At 64.3% G+C, this 22,112-nt stretch carries 20 protein-coding genes; 8 read left to right on the forward strand and 12 right to left on the reverse strand.

Annotation, left to right across the window (positions count from 1 at the left end):
* Positions 1 to 298 precede the first annotated feature (298 nt).
* The gene (locus KEM60_RS12580; protein WP_219107933.1) at positions 299 to 1,174 is read left to right on the forward strand and encodes a DUF929 family protein; all 876 of its coding nucleotides are present in this window, start codon (positions 299 to 301) and stop codon (positions 1,172 to 1,174) included.
* Positions 1,175 to 1,247: 73 nt separating this feature from the next.
* Here the strand turns inward: KEM60_RS12580 and lgt are convergent, their stop codons facing one another.
* From lgt to hisI, 10 genes are all read right to left on the reverse strand, one after another.
* Positions 1,248 to 2,228, reverse strand: coding sequence for a prolipoprotein diacylglyceryl transferase (lgt, locus tag KEM60_RS12585; protein WP_219107934.1), 981 nt, complete (start codon positions 2,226 to 2,228; stop codon positions 1,248 to 1,250).
* On the reverse strand, positions 2,228 to 3,019 hold the full coding sequence (locus KEM60_RS12590) for a thioredoxin domain-containing protein (protein WP_219107935.1): 792 nt from the start codon (positions 3,017 to 3,019) through the stop codon (positions 2,228 to 2,230). The genes lgt and KEM60_RS12590 overlap by 1 nt, the downstream gene beginning before the upstream one ends.
* 153 nt (positions 3,020 to 3,172) lie before the next feature.
* Positions 3,173 to 3,682, reverse strand: coding sequence for a MauE/DoxX family redox-associated membrane protein (locus KEM60_RS12595; protein WP_255574597.1), 510 nt, complete (start codon positions 3,680 to 3,682; stop codon positions 3,173 to 3,175).
* On the reverse strand, positions 3,679 to 4,509 hold the full coding sequence (gene trpA / locus KEM60_RS12600; protein ID WP_255574599.1) for a tryptophan synthase subunit alpha: 831 nt from the start codon (positions 4,507 to 4,509) through the stop codon (positions 3,679 to 3,681). Before trpA ends, KEM60_RS12595 begins: the two co-directional genes overlap by 4 nt.
* Entirely contained in the window at positions 4,506 to 5,666 is a 1,161-nt protein-coding gene (gene trpB, locus KEM60_RS12605) for a tryptophan synthase subunit beta (protein ID WP_255574664.1), read from the reverse strand. Before trpB ends, trpA begins: the two co-directional genes overlap by 4 nt.
* A gap of 62 nt (positions 5,667 to 5,728) precedes the next feature.
* Complete coding sequence (trpC, locus tag KEM60_RS12610) at positions 5,729 to 6,550, reverse strand: indole-3-glycerol phosphate synthase TrpC (RefSeq protein WP_219107937.1); 822 nt, start codon at positions 6,548 to 6,550, stop codon at positions 5,729 to 5,731.
* 90 nt (positions 6,551 to 6,640) lie between these two features.
* On the reverse strand, positions 6,641 to 6,841 hold the full coding sequence (locus tag KEM60_RS12615; RefSeq protein ID WP_219107938.1) for an HGxxPAAW family protein: 201 nt from the start codon (positions 6,839 to 6,841) through the stop codon (positions 6,641 to 6,643).
* Between the two features lie 198 nt (positions 6,842 to 7,039).
* On the reverse strand, positions 7,040 to 7,645 hold the full coding sequence (locus KEM60_RS12620) for a Trp biosynthesis-associated membrane protein (protein ID WP_219107939.1): 606 nt from the start codon (positions 7,643 to 7,645) through the stop codon (positions 7,040 to 7,042).
* A 35-nt stretch (positions 7,646 to 7,680) separates the two neighbouring features.
* Positions 7,681 to 9,237 carry an anthranilate synthase component I gene (locus tag KEM60_RS12625; RefSeq protein WP_219107940.1) on the reverse strand — a complete coding sequence of 519 codons (1,557 nt, stop codon included), beginning with the start codon at positions 9,235 to 9,237 and terminating at the stop codon, positions 7,681 to 7,683.
* Positions 9,234 to 9,632, reverse strand: a complete 399-nt coding sequence (hisI, locus tag KEM60_RS12630) for a phosphoribosyl-AMP cyclohydrolase (protein WP_255574604.1) — start codon at positions 9,630 to 9,632, stop codon at positions 9,234 to 9,236. Before hisI ends, KEM60_RS12625 begins: the two co-directional genes overlap by 4 nt.
* 99 nt (positions 9,633 to 9,731) lie before the next feature.
* On the opposite strand from hisI, the gene KEM60_RS12635 reads away from it, so the two are divergent.
* The 3 genes from KEM60_RS12635 to KEM60_RS12645 all read left to right on the forward strand — a co-directional run bounded on the left by KEM60_RS12635 (position 9,732) and on the right by KEM60_RS12645 (position 12,116).
* The gene (locus tag KEM60_RS12635; protein ID WP_219107942.1) at positions 9,732 to 10,379 is read left to right on the forward strand and encodes a TIGR03085 family metal-binding protein; all 648 of its coding nucleotides are present in this window, start codon (positions 9,732 to 9,734) and stop codon (positions 10,377 to 10,379) included.
* Positions 10,380 to 10,501: 122 nt separating this feature from the next.
* Positions 10,502 to 11,353, forward strand: a complete 852-nt coding sequence (locus tag KEM60_RS12640) for an SCO2322 family protein (RefSeq protein ID WP_219107943.1) — start codon at positions 10,502 to 10,504, stop codon at positions 11,351 to 11,353.
* A gap of 58 nt (positions 11,354 to 11,411) precedes the next feature.
* A complete protein-coding gene (locus KEM60_RS12645) occupies positions 11,412 to 12,116 on the forward strand; it encodes a bifunctional adenosylcobinamide kinase/adenosylcobinamide-phosphate guanylyltransferase (RefSeq protein WP_219107944.1) in 705 nt (234 codons plus the stop codon).
* On the opposite strand, the gene gcvT is transcribed toward KEM60_RS12645, so the two are convergent.
* Positions 12,079 to 13,188 carry a glycine cleavage system aminomethyltransferase GcvT gene (gene gcvT, locus KEM60_RS12650; RefSeq protein WP_219107945.1) on the reverse strand — a complete coding sequence of 370 codons (1,110 nt, stop codon included), beginning with the start codon at positions 13,186 to 13,188 and terminating at the stop codon, positions 12,079 to 12,081. The two genes, KEM60_RS12645 and gcvT, sit on opposite strands and share 38 nt — an antisense overlap.
* Before the next feature lie 92 nt (positions 13,189 to 13,280).
* Between gcvT and KEM60_RS12655 the strand changes: the two genes are divergently transcribed.
* From KEM60_RS12655 to sucB, 4 genes are all read left to right on the forward strand, one after another.
* A complete protein-coding gene (locus KEM60_RS12655) occupies positions 13,281 to 14,780 on the forward strand; it encodes a leucyl aminopeptidase (protein ID WP_219107946.1) in 1,500 nt (499 codons plus the stop codon).
* Between the two features lie 43 nt (positions 14,781 to 14,823).
* Positions 14,824 to 17,094, forward strand: coding sequence for an acyltransferase family protein (locus KEM60_RS12660; RefSeq protein WP_255574607.1), 2,271 nt, complete (start codon positions 14,824 to 14,826; stop codon positions 17,092 to 17,094).
* Positions 17,095 to 17,244: 150 nt separating this feature from the next.
* Complete coding sequence (gene lpdA / locus KEM60_RS12665; RefSeq protein ID WP_219107947.1) at positions 17,245 to 18,636, forward strand: dihydrolipoyl dehydrogenase; 1,392 nt, start codon at positions 17,245 to 17,247, stop codon at positions 18,634 to 18,636.
* A 59-nt stretch (positions 18,637 to 18,695) separates the two neighbouring features.
* Positions 18,696 to 20,381 carry a 2-oxoglutarate dehydrogenase, E2 component, dihydrolipoamide succinyltransferase gene (gene sucB, locus KEM60_RS12670; RefSeq protein WP_219107948.1) on the forward strand — a complete coding sequence of 562 codons (1,686 nt, stop codon included), beginning with the start codon at positions 18,696 to 18,698 and terminating at the stop codon, positions 20,379 to 20,381.
* Positions 20,382 to 20,401: 20 nt separating this feature from the next.
* On the opposite strand, the gene KEM60_RS12675 is transcribed toward sucB, so the two are convergent.
* Positions 20,402 to 22,069: a serine/threonine-protein kinase gene (locus KEM60_RS12675; RefSeq protein ID WP_219107949.1), complete on the reverse strand. Its 1,668-nt coding sequence runs from the start codon at positions 22,067 to 22,069 to the stop codon at positions 20,402 to 20,404.
* Positions 22,070 to 22,112: the final 43 nt, after the last annotated feature.

Genomic DNA, 22,112 nt, shown 5'->3' on the forward strand with positions numbered 1-22,112 from the left:
CTGCGTGGACCGACTGAGGGTCAGTGAAGAGGGACAGCACACCAGGCTGCAGCGGTGCACGGCCTGGACGTGCGCCGGACAGCGCTGTCCAGTGGCGGCACTCTACCGGTTCAACCGACCGACATACGATCCCTGAAGTCTCATATTCCGAGACGAACAGGTGAGGAAGTGGATGAACGGCACTCCGGCCCGGCCGAAATGTCACGTCAGCCCCATTCGACCCACCCCTAGGATGGCCGAGGTGCCCCATCCGTCCCAGCACCACCCGCCGCAGAGGACGCAGCCAAGGAGAACACCCGTGAGTCAGAGCGACCATCCCTCTCCCCCCAGCACACCCCACCCGATGCAGGCCGAACAGCGCTCCCACACCCAACGCGGCAAAGCCGTGCGCACAGCCATCGCCGCAGTCTGCGCAGTCGCCCTGGTCGTGGTCGGCATGTGGGCGCTCACCCAGGGCACGGGTGGCACCTCATCGCCTGCTGCGAGCGCGACCCCCACCCCTCGAGGCACCGGCAGCGGCGCCTACGTCAAAGCGATGGTGTCTGTCCCCGCCGCTGATCTCGATGCCGTCGGAGCGGGGACGGTCGCCCACTTCCCCACCCCGGTCACTGACGGCAAGGTCGAAAAGGTCGACGGCAAGCCACGCGTGTTGTACGTCGGCGCCGAATTTTGTCCCTTCTGCGCTGTGCAACGGTGGCCGCTGGTGATCGCGCTCTCCCGCTTCGGCACCTTTGACGGACTCCAACCGAGCCTGTCCAGTCCGGAGGAAGGGGCGCTGTCCGATATCCCGTCGGTCACCTTCAAGAGCTCCCGTTACACCAGCGAATACCTGCACTTCGACGGCGTTGAACTCAGCGACCGGCACGGCCAGCCGATGGCAGAACTCACCCCCGCGGACAAGGCCCTCAAAGCGAAACTCAACCCCAGGGGAGGTATTCCGTGGCTGTACTGGGGCACCGCTACGAGCGGAACGTCATACGACGGCACCAGTTTCTTGCCCGGGGCCGACGGTGACGCGATTGCCGCCAAACTCAAAGACACCTCTTCACCAGAAGCCCGCGCCATCCTCGGCTCAGCCAACATGCTGACCGCGCATCTGTGCACTCTCACCGACAACAAACCCGCTGACGTGTGCACCTCACGGGGAGTGACCGCCGCCGCGCCTAAGAAGTGACCTGCTAGAGCACGCACGGTGGGCCCCCACATCTGATGTGGGGGCCCACCGTGTTTGCGGATGTCAGGTCGGATTAAGAGCGAGAAGCAGGCGGATCTTTCTTCTCTGCCCCCTCATCGGCTCCGACCTCAGTCACCGATGTCGGCTCAGGAGTGGCCGCCGGGGGGAGGGATTCCACCTCATGGGAAGGCTCAGCGACTGATCCAGCCACCAGTTGTGGCTCTGCCGGGGTACGCCGGGACAACCACCAGAACCACCATGCGCCGAAACAGAACACCACCAACGATGTCCAGTTATTCAATCGCCACCCGAGGAAATGGTTAGCGTCGTCGATACGGAGATATTCGATCCACGCCCTACCGAGCGTGTATCCCATCACGTAGACCGCAAATAGCCGACCCGGGCGACGCTCTCCATCCAGGCGAGGCCCCATCCACCACAACACTCCAGCCAACGCCACGCACCACAGCGACTCATACAGGAATGTCGGATGAAACGTCCCGATGACCACCGGCTGCCCGGATCCATCCACCATGGCTCGACCCAAAGCGTGGTTCCACTGATGGATTTCCAATCCCCAGGGAAGGTCGGTGGGGCCGCCGTACAACTCGTTGTTGAACCAGTTACCCCACCTCCCGACCGCTTGAGCCAACGCCAAACCTGGCGCTAATGCGTCACCGAGGGTGAGGAAGGGCACGTCGTACCGACGACATCCCAGCCAAGCACCCAGCGCACCCAGTGCGACTGCACCCCAGATGCCCAGGCCACCTTCCCAGATGTACAACGCCCGGATCGGGCTGCCGCCAGCACCGAAATACGGCTGCGGACTGGAGATCACATGATAAAGACGCCCACCGACGATACCGAAGGGCACCGCCCACAGCGCCACATCCAAGGCCCGCTCAGGCTCCACCCCCCGACGCGCCAGCCGCTTCGCGAGGATCCAGGTGGCCAGCACGATTCCCGTCAGCAAACACAGCGCATACGCCCGGACAGGAAACGGCCCGAGATACCAGACCGCCACATCAGGGCTGGGAATCGACGCCGGCAACATCACTTTGCCATCTCGGAGATCTTCGCCTCGAAGGCCTGGCCGTCGTTGACCCCTTCCAACTTCATGACTTGGCCGTTCAGGTAGAACGCCGGCGTGCCAATGATCTTCAGCTTGTCACTGGTGTGCTTTTCCACTGACTTCAAGTAACGGGAGTATTTTTTCTCCGAGACGCACTGCTTCCACGAATCGAATGCTGCACCGGTCAAACCGGCATCTTGACCGGCTTTTTCGATCGCACTGTCGGCGTACCCGTCACCTTCTTTAGGCTGAGCTGCGAACAACTTGTCATGCACCGCTTCAAACTTTCCCTCATTGGCAGCGCACATGGCGGCGTTGCCGGCTTTCACCGACGAATCGTTACGCAGGTTGTCATCAAGGAAGGTCTTGACGTAGTAGACGACGTTGAGTTTGCCGGCTTTAGCCATCTCGGCGATCTTCTGCCCGTACTTGTCCTCATTGACCTTGCACAACGGGCACTGGAAGTCCTCGAAGATCGTCAGTGTGGGCACACCATCCTTGAGCTTGCCGTCGTTCGTCGCGACGATCGCATCAGTCGGGCTGGCCACTCCCTTCGGCAAGGGCATCTCAGGCAGCGTCGCTCCAGGCGAGGACTTGCCGTCAGGCAACGAGCCCGGCATGCCGTCGTCTTCGCGATTCATGAAAAGAGTCACCCCGACTCCGATGACCACGACGATGACCACGACGAGCGCCAGGATCAGCTTGACGGGACTCGTCTGCGCCCTCGAGGCCGCAGCGATCTTCGCCTGACGATCGTTTGTCGGAGTCGGCATGCGTTTCTCTCCTTGGGGCAGAGCGGTACCCCGAAGGGCACCTGATGTTCCAACTGTCGGACGGGGCCACCAGCCTACGGTGCCGATCTGGACAGGACGCTCAGGTAAGAATCAGCAACGCCGTCAGCCCCGAACGAGACTCGAGGGCACCGATCACCTGTTGTCGATGAGACGATCCACTGACCAGTGGCTCTCCGGCCGCCAACACAGCCACCCTGCGCAGACCAGGAAGGCCATGTCCCGCACGATCTCCACCCAGTAACTCGGATCAGCACCGGGCGCCAGGCTGCCATCTCCACCGAAACATCCACAGTCGATTCGCAGGCCACGGGCCCAGGCACTGCCGATACCAATGATGAAGAAGACCAGCAGCACCGCAGAGATGAACCCGGAAGGACGAGTGAACAACCCCACCAAAAGCAGCACCCCGAGCGCCAGCTCGACGATGGGCAGCGACTGCCCAATCATGGCGGCGAGGTCGAAGGAAAACAGTTGGTACGCCTGGACTGCGCGGGCGCTGGTCGTCGGACGATCAATCTTGGTGACGGAAGCGTAGATCCAGACCACGGCGAGGACGAGTCGCGACGCGATCGTCAGCCAGGGGTACCAGGCCACCATCCGGGAAGGGGTGGGGGTCGGTGTCTCCACCTGCGTCACAGTCATCCTTCTCTCCCTGTTGTCCGAACTCCCTCGGCCAGTTGCTGAGTCAGTTCTCGGAGCGCAGCAATCCGGTCGAGCCACGGCCTGTCCGTGCCGATCGTCCTGACCAACGCGGAGCCGACGATCACGCCGTCAGCGTAACGTGCCAGTTCTGTTGCTTGGTAACGGTTTCCAACGCCAAGGCCAACACACAGTGGCAAAGCAGTCGCTGCTCTGGTCCGATCAACCAAACCCTGAGCAGCAAAACCCACCTCCGCCCGCGCCCCAGTGACACCCATCACTGACGACACATAGACAAAACCGCGACACTGCGCCACAGTCATCGCTAACCGCTCGTCAGTGCTGCTGGGAGCGACCAGGAAGATCGGGCACAGCCCGTAGCGCTGTGCCGCCTCCAGCCACACTCCCGCCTCGTCAGGGACCAGATCGGGAGTGATCAACCCCGCCCCTCCAGCGGCGGCAAGTTCCGCAGCAAAAGCATCGACGCCGTACCGCAGGATCGGATTCCAATAGCTCATCACCACCGGAGTGCCTCCGGCATCAGAGACCGCACGCACCGCCGTCAACACATCCGCCAACCGGGTACCGGCACGCAACGCGCGGGCTGCCGCGTCCTGGATCACCGGACCGTCTAACACCGGATCGCTATACGGCACCCCAACTTCGACGATGTCGCAGCCTGCTTCAACCATCACCTGCATGGCTTCAATAGACGCCGCGACCTGTGGAAAACCTACCGGGAGATATCCCACCAAAGCCGCTCGACCCTGTGCACGTGCCTGGTCAAAAACCTCGGCGATCCGGGCTTCACCGGTGCGCTGCGTCATCATCCCCGCTCCTGTGGGGTCGACGGTGTTGTGTCTTCATCAACCAATCCGAAATAGCGAGCGGCAGTATCCACGTCCTTGTCACCTCGACCAGACAGGTTCACCACCAGCACCGCGTCCGGTCCCAGCTCGCGACCAACCTGCATCGCCCCGGCGAGAGCATGGGCGGACTCAATGGCCGGGAGAATCCCCTCGGTCCGAGTCAACAGCTGAAAAGCGGCCATTGCTTCGTCATCAGTGGCATGACGGTATTCAGCGCGTCCGGTGGCATACAGGTGGGCATGTTCCGGGCCAACGCTGGGATAGTCCAATCCCGCTGAAATCGAGTGGGATTCCACTGTCTGCCCGTCCTCGTCCTGCAACAGGTACGTCGCCGCACCGTGCAATACCCCCGGAGTGCCGCCACTGAACCGAGCAGCGTGACGCCCAGATTCGATGCCTTCGCCACCGGCCTCTACCCCGATGAGGCGAACGTGATGATCGTCGAGGAACCGGTGGAAGATCCCGATGGCATTCGAGCCACCGCCGACACAAGCGATGACAGCGTCCGGGAGCCGACCGGCCTGTTCCAGAATCTGCTCCCGAGCCTCCTGACCGATCACGCTGTGGAAGTCACGCACCATCTCCGGGAAAGGATGCGGCCCGGTGACCGTGCCGAGGACGTAGTGAGTGTCATCCACGTGCGCCACCCAGTCCCGTAACGCCTCGTTGACAGCGTCCTTCAGCGTCCGGCTCCCTTGCCTGACCGGCACCACCTGTGCCCCCAGCAAACGCATCCGGGCGACATTCAACGCCTGCCGTTCGGTATCGCGCTCCCCCATATACACGACGCAGTCCAGCCCCATGAGTGCGGCCGCAGTAGCCGTGGCCACCCCATGCTGTCCTGCCCCGGTTTCGGCGATGACTCGGGATTTACCCATCCGCACCGCCAACAATGCCTGCCCGAGCACATTGTTGATCTTGTGGGACCCGGTGTGGTTGAGGTCTTCGCGTTTGAGGAAGACCTGCGCTCCGCCACAATGCGCCGCAAAACGCAGGGCCGGGGTCAACGGGCTGGGGCGCCCCGTATACAGCCGCTGTAACCGGTTCAGCTCATCACGAAAAGCCGGATCAGCCCAGGCCTGGTGACGAGCCCGGTCCAGATCGTCCAAAGCGGCCATCAGTGCTTCTGGCACATATCGCCCGCCGAATTCTCCAAACCGCCCCACTGACGGCGGGACAGTCACGATTCGCTCCCGTGCCGCAAGCACGGATGCGCTCCGGCCGTGACCAACTCGTGCACTGCTTCCCGTGGTCGCCCCCCAGTGACCAGGGCTTCTCCCACCAATACGGCGTCAGCACCGTGGCGGGCAAATTCCAGGACATCATGGGGGCCGCGCACCCCCGACTCTGCAACAATCACCGTCTCGGCAGGCAGCATCGGCGCTACCCGGGCGAATGTCCCCCGGTCCACGTCCAACGTCTTCAAATCACGGTTGTTGATGCCAATGATCCGAGCGCCGGCATCCATGGCGCGACGCGCTTCGATGTCGTCATGGACCTCCACCACCGCGGACATCCCCAACGATCGGGTCCGTTCCAGCAAACCCACCAAAACCTCCTGCTCCAAGGCCGCGACGATCAACAGAACGAGATCTGCGCCATAGGCTCGCGCTTCCCAGATCTGGTAAGGGTCAACGACAAAATCTTTGCGGAGCACGGGGATGTCGACTGCGGACCGCACCTCGACGAGATCGTCCAGGCTCCCTCCGAAGCGTCGCTTCTCGGTGAGGACACTAATGACGCTGGCCCCGCCAGCCTCGTAATCGCGGGCTAAGCCCGCAGGGTCGGCAATCATCGCCAACGCCCCCTTGCTGGGGCTGCTGCGTTTGACCTCCGCGATCACCGTGACCCCGGTGCCAGCGCCTCGCAAGGCCGCCACACCATCCCTAGCGGACACAGCGCGAGCAGCGCGTTCCTTCACCTGCTCCAGGCTCACCTGGGAGCGTCGCTGTTGCAGGTCCTCACGGACACCGGCAAGGAGATCGTCCAGAACGGTAGGCACGCCGCTCACCCTAACTAGTGGGCCCGAGATCACCAGACACCCGGTCGCGTACAGAGACGCCGCAGCTGTCAGCCGCAGCGATCAGGTCCCTCAGAACAGGTCGTGGGTCATCCCCGCACGGTTCATCCCAATCCAGGCAACTACCCCGGCCACAGTGATCACCACACCGCCGATCCACAACCAGGACAGCTCGGCGACGAGGCCGACACAAATACAGGCCGCGCCGATCAGGATCAACAAGGTGCCCGTCCAGGCAGCAGGAGTGTTACCGTGCGAGACCTTGCCGGACATCTGTGCTTCCTCCACCGTTCATGAACATAGGTCACGACGACTGCCATCGTGGCCCGTCACCTCTCCACAGCACCGCTGCGGACAGCAAAGGCCACTGTCACCCCGTCGTGGCCGCCATTGTGCCAAGGCCATGACAACTACGCCGTCCGAGACCTCACCTCACCCCCAGGTTGGCCGTCAGGCGGCGCAGCTGTGCGCCTACCGGTCGTTCCGCGGAGGCCTCACCGTGGGGTCATCCCCCCGAGTCAGCACATCCCAATCGGACTCCTCGCTCCCCGATATCGCAGCAGTGTCAGCGCGACCGACCGCTCCTGCCAGGTGCACGGAATCTCTCCGCTCATAACGACGTCCCGAAGGAGCCCACCGGCCACCACACCGAACGACAGCCACCCCGGCAATGATGATCACCCCCCATGAAACATCGATGAGCCACGCCACCGGATCCACCTCAACCCCAGTCACTGGTGCGCCCCGAGGAATCATGGCCTGCCCGAACGCTGCTGACGGATCAGATAACGCCAGACGCCAGTAAATCTCAGCCATCACCCCTGCCGCCACGCACCCCACTCCGAGCGCGACCCGCACCCGCCGACCGGCCACCGTCAGGGCCACCGCCCCAGCTGCCACTGCGAGCAGCAGCGCCGTACTGACTGGGACCAACGCCGAGCCAGACAACGAGACCCGAGCCGCTGCGGAGAACACCGCGGTCCCCGGTGAAGCACTGACCACCGGGCGAGCACCAGCCAGCAACCCCAGCCCCGCCCCACCCAGGAGCACCGAGACGACAAAGGCGCGCCCGGTCACCCATGCCGGCCATCCTTCAGCGCCCCGGCCGCCCCTCATGGCTGACGCAGGGTCGCTGCCCGACGCACTGCTCGGACCGCCGCCCCTGCCTTAGCTATCGTCTCCGCATACTCACTGCTCGGCACCGAGTCCGCCACCACCCCGGCACCCGCCTGGACGTAAGCCATCCCCTCCACGATCACCGCCGTACGGATCGCGATAGCCGCGTCTAACCCACCATGCAAGTCCAGGTAGCCGACCACACCGCCATACACGCCTCGACGGGTCGGTTCGAGCTCCTCGATCAACTCCATCGCCCGCGGTTTTGGCGCCCCGGACAGTGTCCCCGCCGGGAACGTCGCCGCCAGCACGTCAAAAGCGCTCCGATCCGGACGCAACACTCCCGTGACCGCCGACTCCAAATGCATGACGTGGCTGTATCGATGGACACTCATCAGGTCCACCACCTCAACCGTTCCCGGCTGACAGACTCGCTGCAGGTCGTTACGAGACAGATCTACCAGCATCACATGCTCGGCGCGTTCCTTCGGATCCACGACCAGCTCCGCAGCCAACGACTCATCCTGCTCAGGTGAGGCTCCCCGGGGACGAGACCCCGCAATCGGATGCGTCAACACCGTCCCATCCTGAACCTTCACCAAGGCCTCCGGGCTGGATCCGACCACGTCAAAACGACGCCCAGACGCATCAGCTAACCGCAACACATACATGTACGGGCTGGGATTCGACGTCCGCAACACCCGATACACGTCCACCGCATCCGCCGGACAGGGCACTCCAAAACGTTGCGAAAGCACCACCTGGAACACCTCGCCCGCCCGGATCGCCTCCTGACCGGCACGGACCATGTCCTCAAAACGGTCCCGATCCACCGTGCTCGTCGGCGCAGGCTCCCCCCACGTGCCAGGCAGCTCGTCATCAATGATCGCGACAGTGCTGGCAGCCGGCACCGACAACGCTTCAGTCATCGCATCCAATCGCGCCTGAGCGTGCCGATACGCCTCGCCCCGATCCTGGCCCTCATCAATGACCAACGCGACCAGATACACCGACCCATCGTGGTGATCCACCACCGCCAGGTCTGTGACCAGCATCATCGCTAATTCCGGCACCTGAAGATCATCGACGGTCGTCTCAGGCAACCGCTCCCAATGGCGTACCACGTCGTACCCGAGATACCCCACAAAACCACCGGTCAACGGTGGCAGCCCAGGGATCGGCGGACAGGTCAACGCCGCCAGGCTGTCCCGCAACACCGACACCGGATCACCCTGAGTCGGCAAACCCGCAGGAACATCACCGCACCAACGCGCCGACCCACCAGACTCTGTCAACACCGCCCGAGAAGACACCCCCACAAAGGAATACCTCGACCACACCCCGCCGTGCTCAGCCGATTCCAGCAGAAAAGTCCCGGCGCGACCGCCAGCCAACTTGCGATACACCCCGACCGGGGTCTCCCCATCGGCCAACAACCTCCGCACCACCGGAACCACCGGCCGCTGCGACGCCCACACCATAAATTCGTCGGCCTCTGGCCACGTCTTCCCGTAGCCCAGGTACGGCGCCGCCATCGACGCTCCCGCACTCATCGGGCGCCCTCCCCGGCAGTGTTTTCCCCCACCACAGCGCCTAAATCGTGGTGAAAACACGTCCGTGCACCGGTATGACACGCCACACCCACCTGATCGACCCGGACCAGCAAGGCATCGCCGTCACAATCCAGATGCACCGAGCGCACCCACTGGGCATGCCCCGAGGTATCCCCCTTACGCCAATACTCCCCACGGCTGCGAGACCAGAAAGTCACCCGTCCCGTCGTCAACGTCCGTCGTAACGCTTCATCGTCCATCCACGCCACCATCAACACCTCACCGGTGTCATGCTGCTGAACCACCGCAGCAACCAGGCCATCCCGGTCATGGCGCAACCGGGCCACCAGTGCGGGATCAAGGATGCTGTCGTGGCGTCGGGAATCGTCGGTCACGGCGCCCATTCTGCCTCCCCATCCCCCAGGTCTGCTCCGCTGCCCCACCGACAGCACCGACATACCCGCCTCGAGCCCGCGGGCTGCCAGACTGGGGCCATGACCGGCCTCGCCCAGATCGAACGTGCAGCCCTGTGTTCCACCCTCACCCGCCTCGGGCCACAAGCTCCGACCTTGTGTGACGGCTGGACCACCCGTGACTTGGCCGCACACCTGGTGATGCGGGAACGCCGTCCCGACGCCGCAGCCGGGGTCGTGATCCCCGCGCTCGCCGGACACACTCAACGGGTGCAGGACGATTACGCCACCCAGTCCTGGGCCGCTCTGGTCGACATGGTGCGTCAAGGGCCCCGCCCATGGACTCCGCTGCGGGTCCCTGCGGTGGATGACGCGATCAACCTGGCGGAGTTCTTTGTCCACCACGAAGACATCCTGCGAGCCCAACCAGAGGGGACTGCCGAGCATCCCAGGGAACTCGACGCAGACATGTCGCTGGCGTTGTGGTCCCGACTGCGCCAAGCCGGGCTCCTGTTGTTCCGCGCCGCACCGGTCGGAGTGCGGCTGCACGCTGAGGGTTATGGGACCAAACAGGTCAAAGCAGCAACTAAGGACGGCGACGTCGCCCTCACGGGTGCTCCCGGAGAGTTGATGTTGTTTGCCTTTGGCCGGGGAAAGCACACCCGGGTGGATCTCGATGGCCCCCCAGAAGCGGTGCAGGCCCTGCAGAACGCCTCGCTGGGTGCCTGATCAGTCCCTGCCAAGGTGGCACTGATCACAGAATGTCGCGCCACCCCGGCCCGGTCCTTTGACACCACCGGGCCACGATGCCAGTGTCGTCTCCGTCGTACGAGGGCGGCTTGCGATCTGTCGTGACCAGCGGGAGGGCGCGTCCGCTCGAGGAGGTCATCCCGTTGTCGTCGAGTTCGTCCCCTGTCATCCGTCCGCTCCTACCCAGCCTCGGCGTGGCATTCCTCGTCCTGGCCAGCGTCCCAGGTCCAGCCGTCGCAGAGACCACGACTCCCAGCCCGTCCGAGTCGGCACATGGCGCCGGTCAGCGATCCTGGGTGTTTTTCAGCCAGAAAGACAAAGACGCTAAGGACAAAGACAAAGGACAGGAATGGGCTCCTGTCGACAAAGGCCCGTACTCGGTGATTCCCGCTGAGGGGACCGTCGACGGGTGGCGGTTTGTCACCGCACCCAAAGACCAGCCTCGCCCGCCACGCACGCAACCCACCTTCGCCGACATTTGCGGGAAAACCGCCGGTGAGGCAGGCAAGAAACGAATCGGGGTCGTCGTCGATTACGGCCGCAAATCTGATGGACCCTCTGACGCGACACCACCGTCTCCGATTGCTCGTTGCGCTCTCGTGCCCAGCAGCGCCTCCAGCAGCCAGGTACTCACCGCCGTCGCCCAACCCACTGACGATGGCGGGCGAGTCTGCGCTATCGACAACTACCCTCCTGGCAAGAATTGCGCTGAGACAGTCGCCTCGATCCCCACTGCCGCGGCGTCACCAGATGACAAGGTCGACATTTCCGTGTCGGCCCCACTGGAGCAGCCCAAGCCGGAAGACCCCCAAAACGGCGATCAGGCACCCAACCCTGGCCCGTCCAAGCGGACATTGACGGTGGTGGCCGCCGGTATCGTCGCTGTCGTAGGCGGCAGCGCCTGGCTGTGGCGTCGTCGCAAAGGCGGTCCCACCGTGTCGCACGAGCAGTGAAATCGCCCAGCACACACCATCACGATCCCCAAGGACCATCAATGCCGGTGACCTGCCGATGACCAGTGTTCTGATCGTGGGAGGGGTGCGCAGCGGCAAAAGTGCGTACGCCGAAAAGATCATGGCGGGCGCACCCGCGGATCCGGGGGTGGCTTATGTGGCTCCTGGGCCAGTGCCTGACCCGGTCCAGGATCCCGAATGGGCGGCCCGAGTCGCTGTCCATCAGAAGCGACGACCGGAGCATTGGACGACAATAGAGACTGCGGATGTGCCTGGCGCCGTAGCCTCGACGGACCGACCCATGCTGGTGGACTGCCTGGGGACGTGGGTGACACGACTAGTCGACGACAGCGGCACCTGGTCCGAACGGGATCGGGCCCGCACTGTGGTGCAGAGCGCCGCTGACCGGCTGTGTCTGGCATTGCGTGCGGCACCGGCACCGGTGGTGCTGGTATCCAACGAAGTGGGGTTAGGCGTCGTCCCAGACCATCCGTCGGGTCGGTTATTCCGGGATTTGCTGGGGATGGTCAATGTCGCGGTGTCCACCGAGTGCACTCACGTGCTGTGGGTCGTGGCGGGGCGGGTCCTGGATCTCTCAACAGCACCGACCATCACCGGACCGCCTCGACCAGACCTGTTTGCCGCATCGGGGACTGAGGCCAAGACAGCAGGCCGGCCTGGGACGGAGTCCACACTCCGTCCCAGGCCCACCTCTGAGGACGAGCTCAGTCAGCGACCTGGGTCCGCACGAACGGCGGTTTAGCCACCACCGCAGCAATCTCACGGCCACGCACATCGATCACCACGCGGTCCCCTGCGGTCACGCCGCGGTCCAGCAAGCACAAAGCGATGCCTTGACGCAGCGTCGGGGACATGGTCCCGGACGTGACGACTCCGATCTCGACGCCTTCGGCGTTCTTAATCGCACAGTCCTTGCGCGGGATTCCTTTCCCTTCCACCAGTAGTCCCCAGGACAGTCGGCATTCCTTGGCGGCTTTCTGCGCAGCCAGGACGTCCTTGCCCCAGAAGTCGGGCTTGTTCCAGCCGACGGCCCAGCCTGCCCGAGCCATATTGGGGGTGATGTCCATGGACAGTTCGTGCCCGTGCAGCGCATACCCCATCTCAGTGCGCAGGGTGTCCCGGGCGCCCAACCCGCAGGGCAGACCGTCGTACGGCGTCATCGCCTCGATCAGGGCGTCCCACATCTCGGCTGCTTTGTCCCAGGGCATGACCAGCTCGTAGCCCTTCTCTCCGGTATACCCGGTCCGGCAGACGGTCATGGGCGCGTCATGCCAGGTCGCGTCGGCGTAGGACATGTATTCCAGCTCGGTGGGAAGCCCGAGAGCGGCGACGACCTCAGCTGACTGCGGGCCTTGGACGGCGATGACGCCGTACTCCCGGTGCTGGTCGGTCAACGTCAACTCGGCAGGAAGCATCTCCCGCATCCGGCGGACCACTTCGGTGGTGTTGGCACAGTTAGGGATCAGGAAGACTTCGTCTTCAGATTTGAAATACTGAATGAGGTCGTCGACGACGCCGCCAGTCTGAGGGTCACAGCACATCGTGTACTGAGCTTTCGGCGGGGTGACCTTGCGCAGGTCGTTGGTGAAGCAGCTGTTGACGAACTCTGCCGCGCCAGGCCCGCGCACCAAGGCTTTGCCCAAGTGTGAGACGTCGAAGATGCCGACGCGTTCGCGGACGGCTTGGTGTTCCCGAAGGACCCCGCCACCGGGGTATTCGATGGGCATTTCCCACCCGCCGAAGTCGGCCATCTTCGCGCCGAGTGCGCGGTGTCGGCCGTCCAGCGGGGAGGTCAGAAGTTGCGTGTCGCTCATAGAGGTCACGCTATCGGTGGCGGTGTCGGATAATCAGGCGGTTGGCAGGGTTGCCCTATCCCATCCGTTTTCCCCTCCTGAAAGGCAGAGTTGTGACCTCCTTCACGCTGTCCGCGCACGCCGCACACGAGGAAGACGCTGAAGTGCTCGTGGTATTCACGGCTTCAGTAGACGACCGGGCGGAGTTGCTCGGCGATATAGCAGAACCGGTCCGTCAGGCGGTCTCTGCTGCGGCACAGACCGTCCGCGCCCGTGGTACGGCGGACGAGGTGGTGCCATTGCCCGGCGTCGCCGGGTTATCTGCTCCGAGTGTGCTGCTCACTGGTCTCGGCGAGCGGAAGGGCGACGTCGTTGAGGCGGAGCGGTGGCGTCGTGCTGCTGGTGTGGCAGCTCGGGCGACTGGCGGTCGGGAAAAGGTCGCGGTGCTGCTGCCTGCCGGTGATGCAGCCACGATGGCCGCCATCACCGAGGGTTTCGCGTTGGGTGCTTATGCCTTTACGGCGCATCGGGCGACGACGGCCGCGAAGGCGGCGCGTTCCACTCCGGTGGCGGAAGTTGTCCTGGTGGGTGCCGCTGATGTGGAAGGGGCTGCATCCGCGATACATCGGGCGGAGGTGCTGGCGCAGGGCGTGCATTGGGCCCGTGACCTGGTCAACACTCCTCCGAATATGCTCGTGCCGATGCGTTTTGCTGAGCGGGCGCGCCAGGAAGCCCCGGCGGGGGTGCAGGTCACTATCCATGACGCTGATGCGTTGGCGGAGCAGCACTGCGGCGGGATCCTGGGTGTGGGCCAGGGCTCGGAGAATCCCCCGGCGATCGTGCACCTGGCGTATGCCCCGGAGGGCGCGAAAGGTCACCTGTCGTACGTCGGCAAGGGCGTGACCTTCGACTCTGGCGGATTGAGCTTGAAGCCAGCTGATGGCATGGTTGACATGAAGTGCGACATGGCAGGTGCTGCTGCGGTGGCGGCAGCCGTGTACACCATCGCTCGGCTAGGGCTGCCGATCGCGGTGGACGGTTGGTTATGTTTGGCGGAAAACATGCCCGGCGGTCGGGCGCAGCGTCCGGGGGACATCGTCACGATGGCGGACGGGAGCACCTGTGAGGTCATCAATACGGACGCTGAGGGTCGGTTGATCCTGGCTGACGGTTTGGTATTGGCCTCCCGTCGCCGCCCGGACGTGGTCGTGGACGTGGCGACGTTGACGGGCGCAGCGATCGTGGCATTGGGCAAGCGCACGGCAGCGATCATGAGCAACAACGACGCATTCCGTGCCGAGCTGGCTCAGGTTGCTGCCGCGGGTGGCGAGTCGATGTGGCCGATGCCTATTCCTGAGGAAATTGCGAAGGGCTTGGAGTCACCGGTCGCAGATCGCAAGCATCACGGCGATCGGTCCGGCGGGGCGAGCTTGGCGGCGGCCTTCCTGCGGGAGTATGTCGGTGTGGATGCGCAGGGCAACCCGCAGCTGTGGGGCCACCTGGACATCGCCGGGCCGGCGTACAACGATGACCAGCCGCACGGGTATACCCCTCGGGGCGGGACTGGGTTTGCGGTGCGCACGTTGGTTGGTCTCGCGGAGTCGCGATCGTGACCCCACGCTGGCGGTTGAGTCGTTGCGGACAGGAACGGTCTCGGTGAGCGAACAATCATCGCGGCCTGTTCCCGCCCGGTGGCGTCGGCTGCCGGCTGTGGTGAAGGCCACATTGCTCCCGGGGCGGTCGTCCGGTGAGGCCATGCAGGTGGCCACACCGGACGACCCGGCGCTGTCACCGGTGCGTCCGACAGGTCCGGTGCGGGTCGTTGACGCGCAGGTGGAGCCGGTGGCTGGTTTTCTACCAGGCGCCGATGACGAGGCGCCGGTCCCTGCGAACCGGGTGGATGCCTTAGACGGTGTCCGGACGTTGGCGGTGGCGCTGGTTATTCTTTACCACCTAGGAGTGCCCGGATTCGCTGGCGGTTATTTGGGTGTCGATGCGTTCTTTGTGCTTTCGGGCTTCTTAATCACGATGTTGCTATTGCGTGACATCGTGGCGCACGGTCGGATCGATTTAGTGCGTTTCTGGGCTCGCCGGATGGCTCGATTGATGCCCGCCGCCTTGCTGCTCTTCTTGGTGGTGGGCATCTGGTCGTTGACCGCAGCACCAGAGTTCCGCCGCCCAGCGTTGGGCGCAGATCTGTTGTGGTCATTGTTGTATGTCGGGAACTGGCATTTCATCTCCACGAGCAGTTATTTTGCATACGACGGGACGACCTCGCCATTGATCCACTTGTGGTCGCTAGGGGTGGAAGAACAGTTTTATGTCGTGTGGCCGCTGATTTTGTCAGTGGTGGCGATGTTGTTGGCGTCGATGAGTTCAGGTCGACATGCTCGTCGAGACGTGGCGGGGGCTCGGCACCGGACTACCGCGGCAGTGATGATCACCGGCTCGTTGTGCGCATTGTGGTCAGCAGTGGCGATGGCCAGAGTGTTTATGGATGCCGGACCAGACCGTGCCTACATGGGCACTGACACAAAAATGTTTGAGCCATTGTTGGGGGCCGTGTTTGCCGCCGCAGTGTTACGCCCCCGGGTGGGGCGGTGGGTGTCGCGGTATGCCGCCTGGTCAATGGTGTTGGGTTGCCTGGGGTTAGCCGCGGCGGTAGCGCTCATGGGAGGCACCGGCGCGCCATCGGCAGGGTATTTCTTCGGGGGTGCGGTAGCGACGACCGTGGCGGTGCTGGCGATCGTCGCGGGAGCAGTGTTTGTCCCCCAGGACAAGGGCGTCGGGGCGGTCTTTGCTCATCCGGTCGCAGCATATCTGGGGCGGATCTCTTATGGGCTATACCTGTGGCATTGGCCGTGGGCGTTGTGGCTGCTGCCGGAGGGCACCTTCGATCCGTGGCGTTCGGTGGTGGTGGTAGCAGCGACGACTGCGACGGCTGCAGCGTCGTACCACCTGGTGGAAATGCCATTGCGATCGGGCTGGTTCCGGCAGGTCCGTCCTCGACGGATTCTGCAGACCGGGGTCGCAGGGGTGACGGCAGTGTGCGTGATTCCGGTGCTCTTGGGTGCGACGCCATGGCATGCTGGCACCGCGGGAGCAGTGGCAGAGACTAGTCAACGAAGTGAGCCAACTCCAGGGAAAGTGCTATTGGTTGGTGACAGCGTTCCTCTGCAGTTGAATGCCGCCTTCGCGGCGGCGGGTCAGCGGTCGGGCCTCAGCGTGATTAATGGCTCACACGGCGGGTGCGGCGCTTCCGGCATTATCACAGTGAATCCTGATGACACCCCGTACAACCCTAAGACTCCGCGATTTGGTGGAGTAGAGGATGGCCCGATTTGTCGAGGTGTCATCCCGGATCAGAAAGCGCATATCGACGCGGATAACCCGTCGGTGGTGCTGTGGTGGTCGCGATACGAATACGCCGACATGTGGGGTCCCGACGACAAGCCACTACGGGCGTCAGACCCGGGGTTTGAACAGGCGCACCGAGATGTCCTCGACGCAGCGGTAGCCAGGTTGACCGCACGCGGGGCGACGTTGATTGTGGTCCAGCCGGAGCCGACCGGCCTGCAGACCGCAGCAGATTGCCGACCTGACCAGAAGGACATGGGCGGTGGGTGCGCTGGATTCTACGTTCGGATGCGTTTTGAGGATCAGGTTCGCCAGCAGTGGATCGGGCTGTTGAAGGAAAAGGCGGCCCACGATCCACGGGTCCGATTGATCACGATCTCTGATGTGTTTTGCCGTAACGACGCCAACCCGTGTGACGACCATTTGCCGTTGTCAGTGGGCGGGTCGTTCCCACCACCCCAGGAGTTGTTGGCTCGACCGGACGGCACCCACTTTGGGCCAATGGCTCGAGAGGCGGTGGCTTCGACCGTGTTGGAGCGGGCGATGAAGGCGGCAGAGCACCGCCCGTGACCGCGACGAGCAGCTGCTATGGAACGGGTTCGGTTGTTCCTTGGGCAAACCGGGCACGTCGGGTACTGATGGTCTGAAAGGATGCGCGGGACGAGACACCGGCGTGCCGTCGGATGCCGGGCTCCCCCATCACTGAGAGAGGACCTGGCCATGAGCGCACCCACTTCCCCGCAGGAGGTCGTCGACGTCGTCGTACTGGGAGGGGGCAGCGGCGGCTATGCCTGCGCATTGCGGGCTGCGCAACTGGGCCGCAGCGTCGTTCTGGTGGAAAAGGACAAGCTGGGCGGGACCTGCTTGCATCGAGGATGCATCCCGACGAAGGCATTGCTGCACGCAGCTGAGGTCGCGGACACGGTACGGCACAGCGCTCGCTATGGCGTGAAAGCGGAGCTGGACGGTGTGGATCTCCCTGCGGTGCACACCTATAAGGACGGGGTGATTTCCCGGTTGTACAAGGGTCTGCAAGGCCTGGTGAAAGCTGCAGAGATTGACGTAGTGGCCGGTGAGGGCAGGCTGGTCGCGGAACGGACCGTGGAGGTCAACGGGCGTCGCGTGGTCGGGCGTTCGGTGGTGCTGGCCACCGGCTCGATGGCGAAGACAGTGCCAGGCATCCCCATGGGGGGTCGGGTGATCACGAGCGATCAGGCTTTGCAGCTGCAAGAGCTTCCCCAACGGGTCGTGGTGTTGGGCGGTGGGGTCATCGGGGTGGAGTTTGCGTCGGTCTTCTGCAGCTTGGGCGCTCAGGTGACGGTCGTCGAAGCGCTGCCCCGTCTGGTCGCGGCGGAAGATGAAGCGATCTCCGCTCAGCTGGAGCGCGCGTTCCGGCGTCGTAAGATCACCGTCCGTACCGGGACGTCGGTGGAGTCGGTCACTCAGGATGACGACGAGGTGCAGGTGCAGCTCGCTGGGGGGGATTCGGTCTCGGCGGATGTGTTGTTGGTGGCGGTGGGACGCGGCCCGGTGACCGAGGGGATGGGGTACGCCGAAGCTGGGATCGCCATGGACCGCGGATATGTGGTGACTGACGAATGGTGTCGGACGTCGGTCACTGGGGTGTACGCGGTAGGGGATATCGTTCCGGGGTTGCAGCTGGCGCATCGGGGATTCGCCCAGGGGATCTTGGTCGCTGAGCATCTGGCGGGGCTGGAGCCCACCCCCATCGTGGAGAGCGGGATCCCGCGAGTCACCTACTGCGACCCGGAGATCGCGTCGGTGGGTCTGACCTTTGCTCGCGCTCAGGAAAAGTACGGCGAGAAGGCCGTGACCAGCTATGAATACAACCTCGGGGGGAACGGCAAGAGCCAGATTTTGGGGACATCCGGGCTGGTCAAGGTGGTCCGTCAGGTCGACGGTCCGGTGCTTGGGGTGCACATGATCGGGGCGCGGATGGGTGAGCAGGTCGGCGAGGCGACGTTGATCGTCGGCTGGGAGGCGCACCCGGAGGAAGTGGCCGCGTTCTTACACGCGCATCCCACTCAGAACGAGGCTCTCGGGGAGGCGCACATGGCCTTGGCGGGGGCTCCACTGCATGCCCACGAGTGACTCGGGACTCTTGCCCCTAGACTGGGGGTCAGCACCGCACAATGAGGAAAGGCTTGTCGATGTCCGAGCGCGTGACCATGCCGGCCCTGGGCGAATCCGTCACTGAGGGGACCGTCACCCGTTGGCTCAAGAACGTGGGTGACTCCGTCCAGATGGACGAGCCCCTGCTGGAGGTCTCGACCGACAAGGTGGACACCGAGATCCCCTCGCCTGTTGCCGGGACCCTGCAAGAGATTTTGGTGGGTGAGGACGAGACCGTTCCGGTCGGCGCCGATCTTGCCGTGATTGGTGATGGCGATGCCGCGCCGTCTACCCCTGCTGAGGCTGAATCTGCCCCAGTTGATGCTGACACCGAAAGTGACGCTGCTCCGGCAGCTGCCGAGGCGCCTGCCGCGGCTGAGTCTGGCTCCGTGAGCGGCGGCGAGACCGTGACGATGCCTGCGTTGGGTGAGTCCGTGACCGAGGGGACCGTCACCCGCTGGTTGAAGCAGGAAGGCGACGAGGTCGGTGTCGACGAGCCTCTGCTGGAGGTCTCGACCGACAAGGTGGACACCGAGATTCCGTCCCCCGTGGCGGGGAAACTGACCAAGATCCTGGTGGGTGAGGACGAGACCGTTCCGGTCGGCGCCGATCTTGCCGTGATCGGTGGTCAGGTCGAGGCGACAGCACCTGCTCCGGCTCCGGCAGCGCCTGCGTCGGCTCCAGCCGCCCCAGCTCCGGCTGCTCCGGCCCCGACAGCACCGGCGGCTGAAGCTCCCGCGGCCCGCCCGGCAGCCCCATCGGCTCCGACTGAGACTGCGAAGCCAGCTAGCGACGACCCGACCAGCTATGTGACGCCACTGGTGCGCAAGCTGGCCGCGGACAATGGTGTCGACTTGAGCACCCTCACCGGGACTGGCGTGGGCGGGCGGATTCGTAAGCAGGATGTGCTGGACGCCGCTGCTGCCCGCCAGGCAGCCAGTGCTCCGGCTCCTTCCGCAGCTCCGGCCGCCGCTCCTGCTGCTGCCGCGCCGACTGCGCCGACGGTGCAGGTTTCTGCCAAGCGCGGCACCTCGGAGAAGATGTCCCGTCTGCGCAAAATCATCGCGCAGCGCATGGTGGAGTCGTTGCAGACCTCTGCCCAGTTGACTGCCGTGGTAGAGGTCGACATGACGCGGGTGGCGGCACTGCGCGCGAAGGTGAAGGGCGACTTCCAGCAGCGCGAAGGGGTGAAGCTGTCATTTCTTCCGTTCATCGCCCTAGCAACGGTAGAGACGCTGAAGGCTTACCCGCAGCTCAATGCCAGCGTGGAGGGCGAGGAGATCGTCTACCACGCCAGCGAGCGCTTGGGTATCGCGGTGGACACCGAGCGAGGCTTGCTGGTCCCGGTGATCAAAGAAGCCGGTGACCTCAACATCGCCGGTTTGGCCCGTAAGATCGCTGACCTGGCGGAGCGGACCCGCACCAACAAGGTGGGACCGGACGAGTTGGGTGGTGGGACGTTCACCATCAGCAACATCGGCAGCAACGGGTCATTGATGGACACGCCGATCATCAACCAGCCCCAGGTGGGCATCCTCGGGACCGGCGCGATCACCAAGCGTCCGGTCGTGGTGACCGACGACCTGGGTGGAGAGTCAATCGCGATCCGCTCGATGATGTATCTGTGCCTGACCTATGACCACCGGGTCGTTGATGGTGCGGACGCGGGTCGTTTCCTTTCCGCTTTGAAGGCTCGCCTTGAGGGTGGCGCTTTCGAGGTGTGATGCTGCGTAGCACTCCTGCTTCAGGGGTGGCTCGTCACGGGGCTGATTTCCGTGATGCGCCACCCCTGTGGCGTTTCCCGGAGGGTGTACATCAAGGGGGTTCCGGGGGTTTCGGGGCGGCGATGACTGGTGTGCGGCTCGGCATCGTCCTGGACGCGGTAGGCGCTGGTGTCGACGGTGGCGATCAGCTGGAGGGGCTCCCCCTGGGTGAAGGGGCCGGAAGTCGGCATCGTGACGGACCGTACGGCGTAGGACAGCCCGAGGTATCGGCGGCGGTGGTGGTGGAGTTGAAGGACGTCGGCGCGGGCCTGAGTAGCAACAGTGGTGCTGGGGTCATAGCACTGGTTGACACGATCGGGAGTGGCCTCGGCGTATGCGGCAGCGCGCTCCTGTAACAGCCGATGGAGTAGGTCCGTCGCGGCAGCTACGTCGGTGGGAGACGGTCCGGAGGCGGTGGAGGTCGTAGGGGGTGAAGGGTGTTGTGGTGCGGTGGGTGGTGGTGCCGTGGGCATGGTGATGGTTGTCGGTGTTGGCGCGGGCGCCGCTTGGGCGAAGAGTTCCCGGCCGGCCAGATGCCAAGCAGCTGTTCCCAGGAGGACTCCCATGGCGATTGAGCCCGCGATCTGTACGCCGCGGGCGTTGGCTGCACGGACGCTGCGGGTGAGCAGGACTTCGGCGGTGGAGGGGTCGGCGCCTCGGTGGCGGCCTTCGAGCGAGCCTGCGGGGGGTTCATTGTCGCCGGGGGCAGGAGCACTGAGTCGGTCAAGGTCCGCGCTGCCGGTGAGGAGCGCTGGGCGGGGTGTTCTGTCCTCTCTGATCCGGTGGGTCAATGAGCCACCAAGGTCTGGAGCGTCCGGCAGCGCCAGAGGTTCGTCGGCACCAAGGGAGGCGCATAGCTGCCGGGCATGGGCGGCGTCGGGTCGTTGTGTGGGATGTGCGCTGAGGCAGGCGTCGATCAGCTCGGCGAGGCGGGTGTCAATGTCGGGGAAGGTGGCCACTGCAGTCTTGCGGTGGAAGCGGTCAGGGGGGATGGCCCCGGCCAACATGAGCCAACAGACTGCTCCGAGGGCGTACATATCGGTGGCGGGGGTGACCTGACCGGTCAGGTGTAGTTCTGGTGCGGTGTATCCGCGGGTGCCATAGATGCTGTCGTGGTGATCTCCGACCAATCGGGCGCTGCCAAGGTCGCTGAGTACTGCTCGCCCGTAGTGATTGACAAGGATGTTGCTGGCGCTGATGTCGCCGTGCGTGATGCCCCCGGCGTGCAGCATCTGCAGGGCTGGGAGGATCGCACGCAGGACACCGAGGGTTTCGCGTTCGAGGAGCCGCCCACGTCGGGCAAGCAGGTCGCGTAGGACGCCTGCGTCGAGGTGGTCCAGGATGAGCGCGAGTCGTCCGTCGTCGGTGGAGACGACCTCATGGAGACGAATCAGCCCTGGGGAGCGGAATGCAGTGAGGACGTCGATTTCTCGACGTATCCGGGGATCAGCGCTGTGGGGTGTCGAGATCACCTTGACGGCGCAGGTCCAGCCATCCAGGTCTCTTCGCGCGGTATAAACGGCTCCAGTCGCGCCGTGACCCCGGCACCGTTGCACGGTGAGGCCGGGGATACGCGGGGCGGGGTCGTCGACTCGGTCCGGTCCGATGTCGACAGGTGTGGAGCACGGTGCGGCTTCGCGATCGGTCATGGGTCCCCCTTCGTCGGTGGACCACTATGCCGGGGGATCTGCG

Source organism: Austwickia sp. TVS 96-490-7B (assembly GCF_019331795.1).
Taxonomy (GTDB): Bacteria; Actinomycetota; Actinomycetes; order Actinomycetales; family Dermatophilaceae; genus Austwickia.

Excerpts from the sequence above, each read along its gene's own strand:
- gcvT (WP_219107945.1), bottom strand. The coding sequence starts at position 13,188 with ATGAGCGACACGCAACTTCTGACCTCCCCGCTGGACGGCCGACACCGC.
- lgt (WP_219107934.1), bottom strand. The coding sequence starts at position 2,228 with ATGTTGCCGGCGTCGATTCCCAGCCCTGATGTGGCGGTCTGGTATCTC.
- KEM60_RS12615 (WP_219107938.1), bottom strand. The coding sequence starts at position 6,841 with ATGTCCGGCAAGGTCTCGCACGGTAACACTCCTGCTGCCTGGACGGGC.
- KEM60_RS12645 (WP_219107944.1), top strand. The coding sequence starts at position 11,412 with ATGACCAGTGTTCTGATCGTGGGAGGGGTGCGCAGCGGCAAAAGTGCG.
- KEM60_RS12590 (WP_219107935.1), bottom strand. The coding sequence starts at position 3,019 with ATGCCGACTCCGACAAACGATCGTCAGGCGAAGATCGCTGCGGCCTCG.
- KEM60_RS12675 (WP_219107949.1), bottom strand. The coding sequence starts at position 22,069 with ATGACCGATCGCGAAGCCGCACCGTGCTCCACACCTGTCGACATCGGA.
- trpB (WP_255574664.1), bottom strand. The coding sequence starts at position 5,666 with ATGGCCGCTTTGGACGATCTGGACCGGGCTCGTCACCAGGCCTGGGCT.
- trpA (WP_255574599.1), bottom strand. The coding sequence starts at position 4,509 with ATGATGACGCAGCGCACCGGTGAAGCCCGGATCGCCGAGGTTTTTGAC.
- KEM60_RS12625 (WP_219107940.1), bottom strand. The coding sequence starts at position 9,237 with ATGAGTGCGGGAGCGTCGATGGCGGCGCCGTACCTGGGCTACGGGAAG.
- KEM60_RS12635 (WP_219107942.1), top strand. The coding sequence starts at position 9,732 with ATGACCGGCCTCGCCCAGATCGAACGTGCAGCCCTGTGTTCCACCCTC.
- lpdA (WP_219107947.1), top strand. The coding sequence starts at position 17,245 with ATGAGCGCACCCACTTCCCCGCAGGAGGTCGTCGACGTCGTCGTACTG.
- KEM60_RS12595 (WP_255574597.1), bottom strand. The coding sequence starts at position 3,682 with ATGACTGTGACGCAGGTGGAGACACCGACCCCCACCCCTTCCCGGATG.
- sucB (WP_219107948.1), top strand. The coding sequence starts at position 18,696 with ATGTCCGAGCGCGTGACCATGCCGGCCCTGGGCGAATCCGTCACTGAG.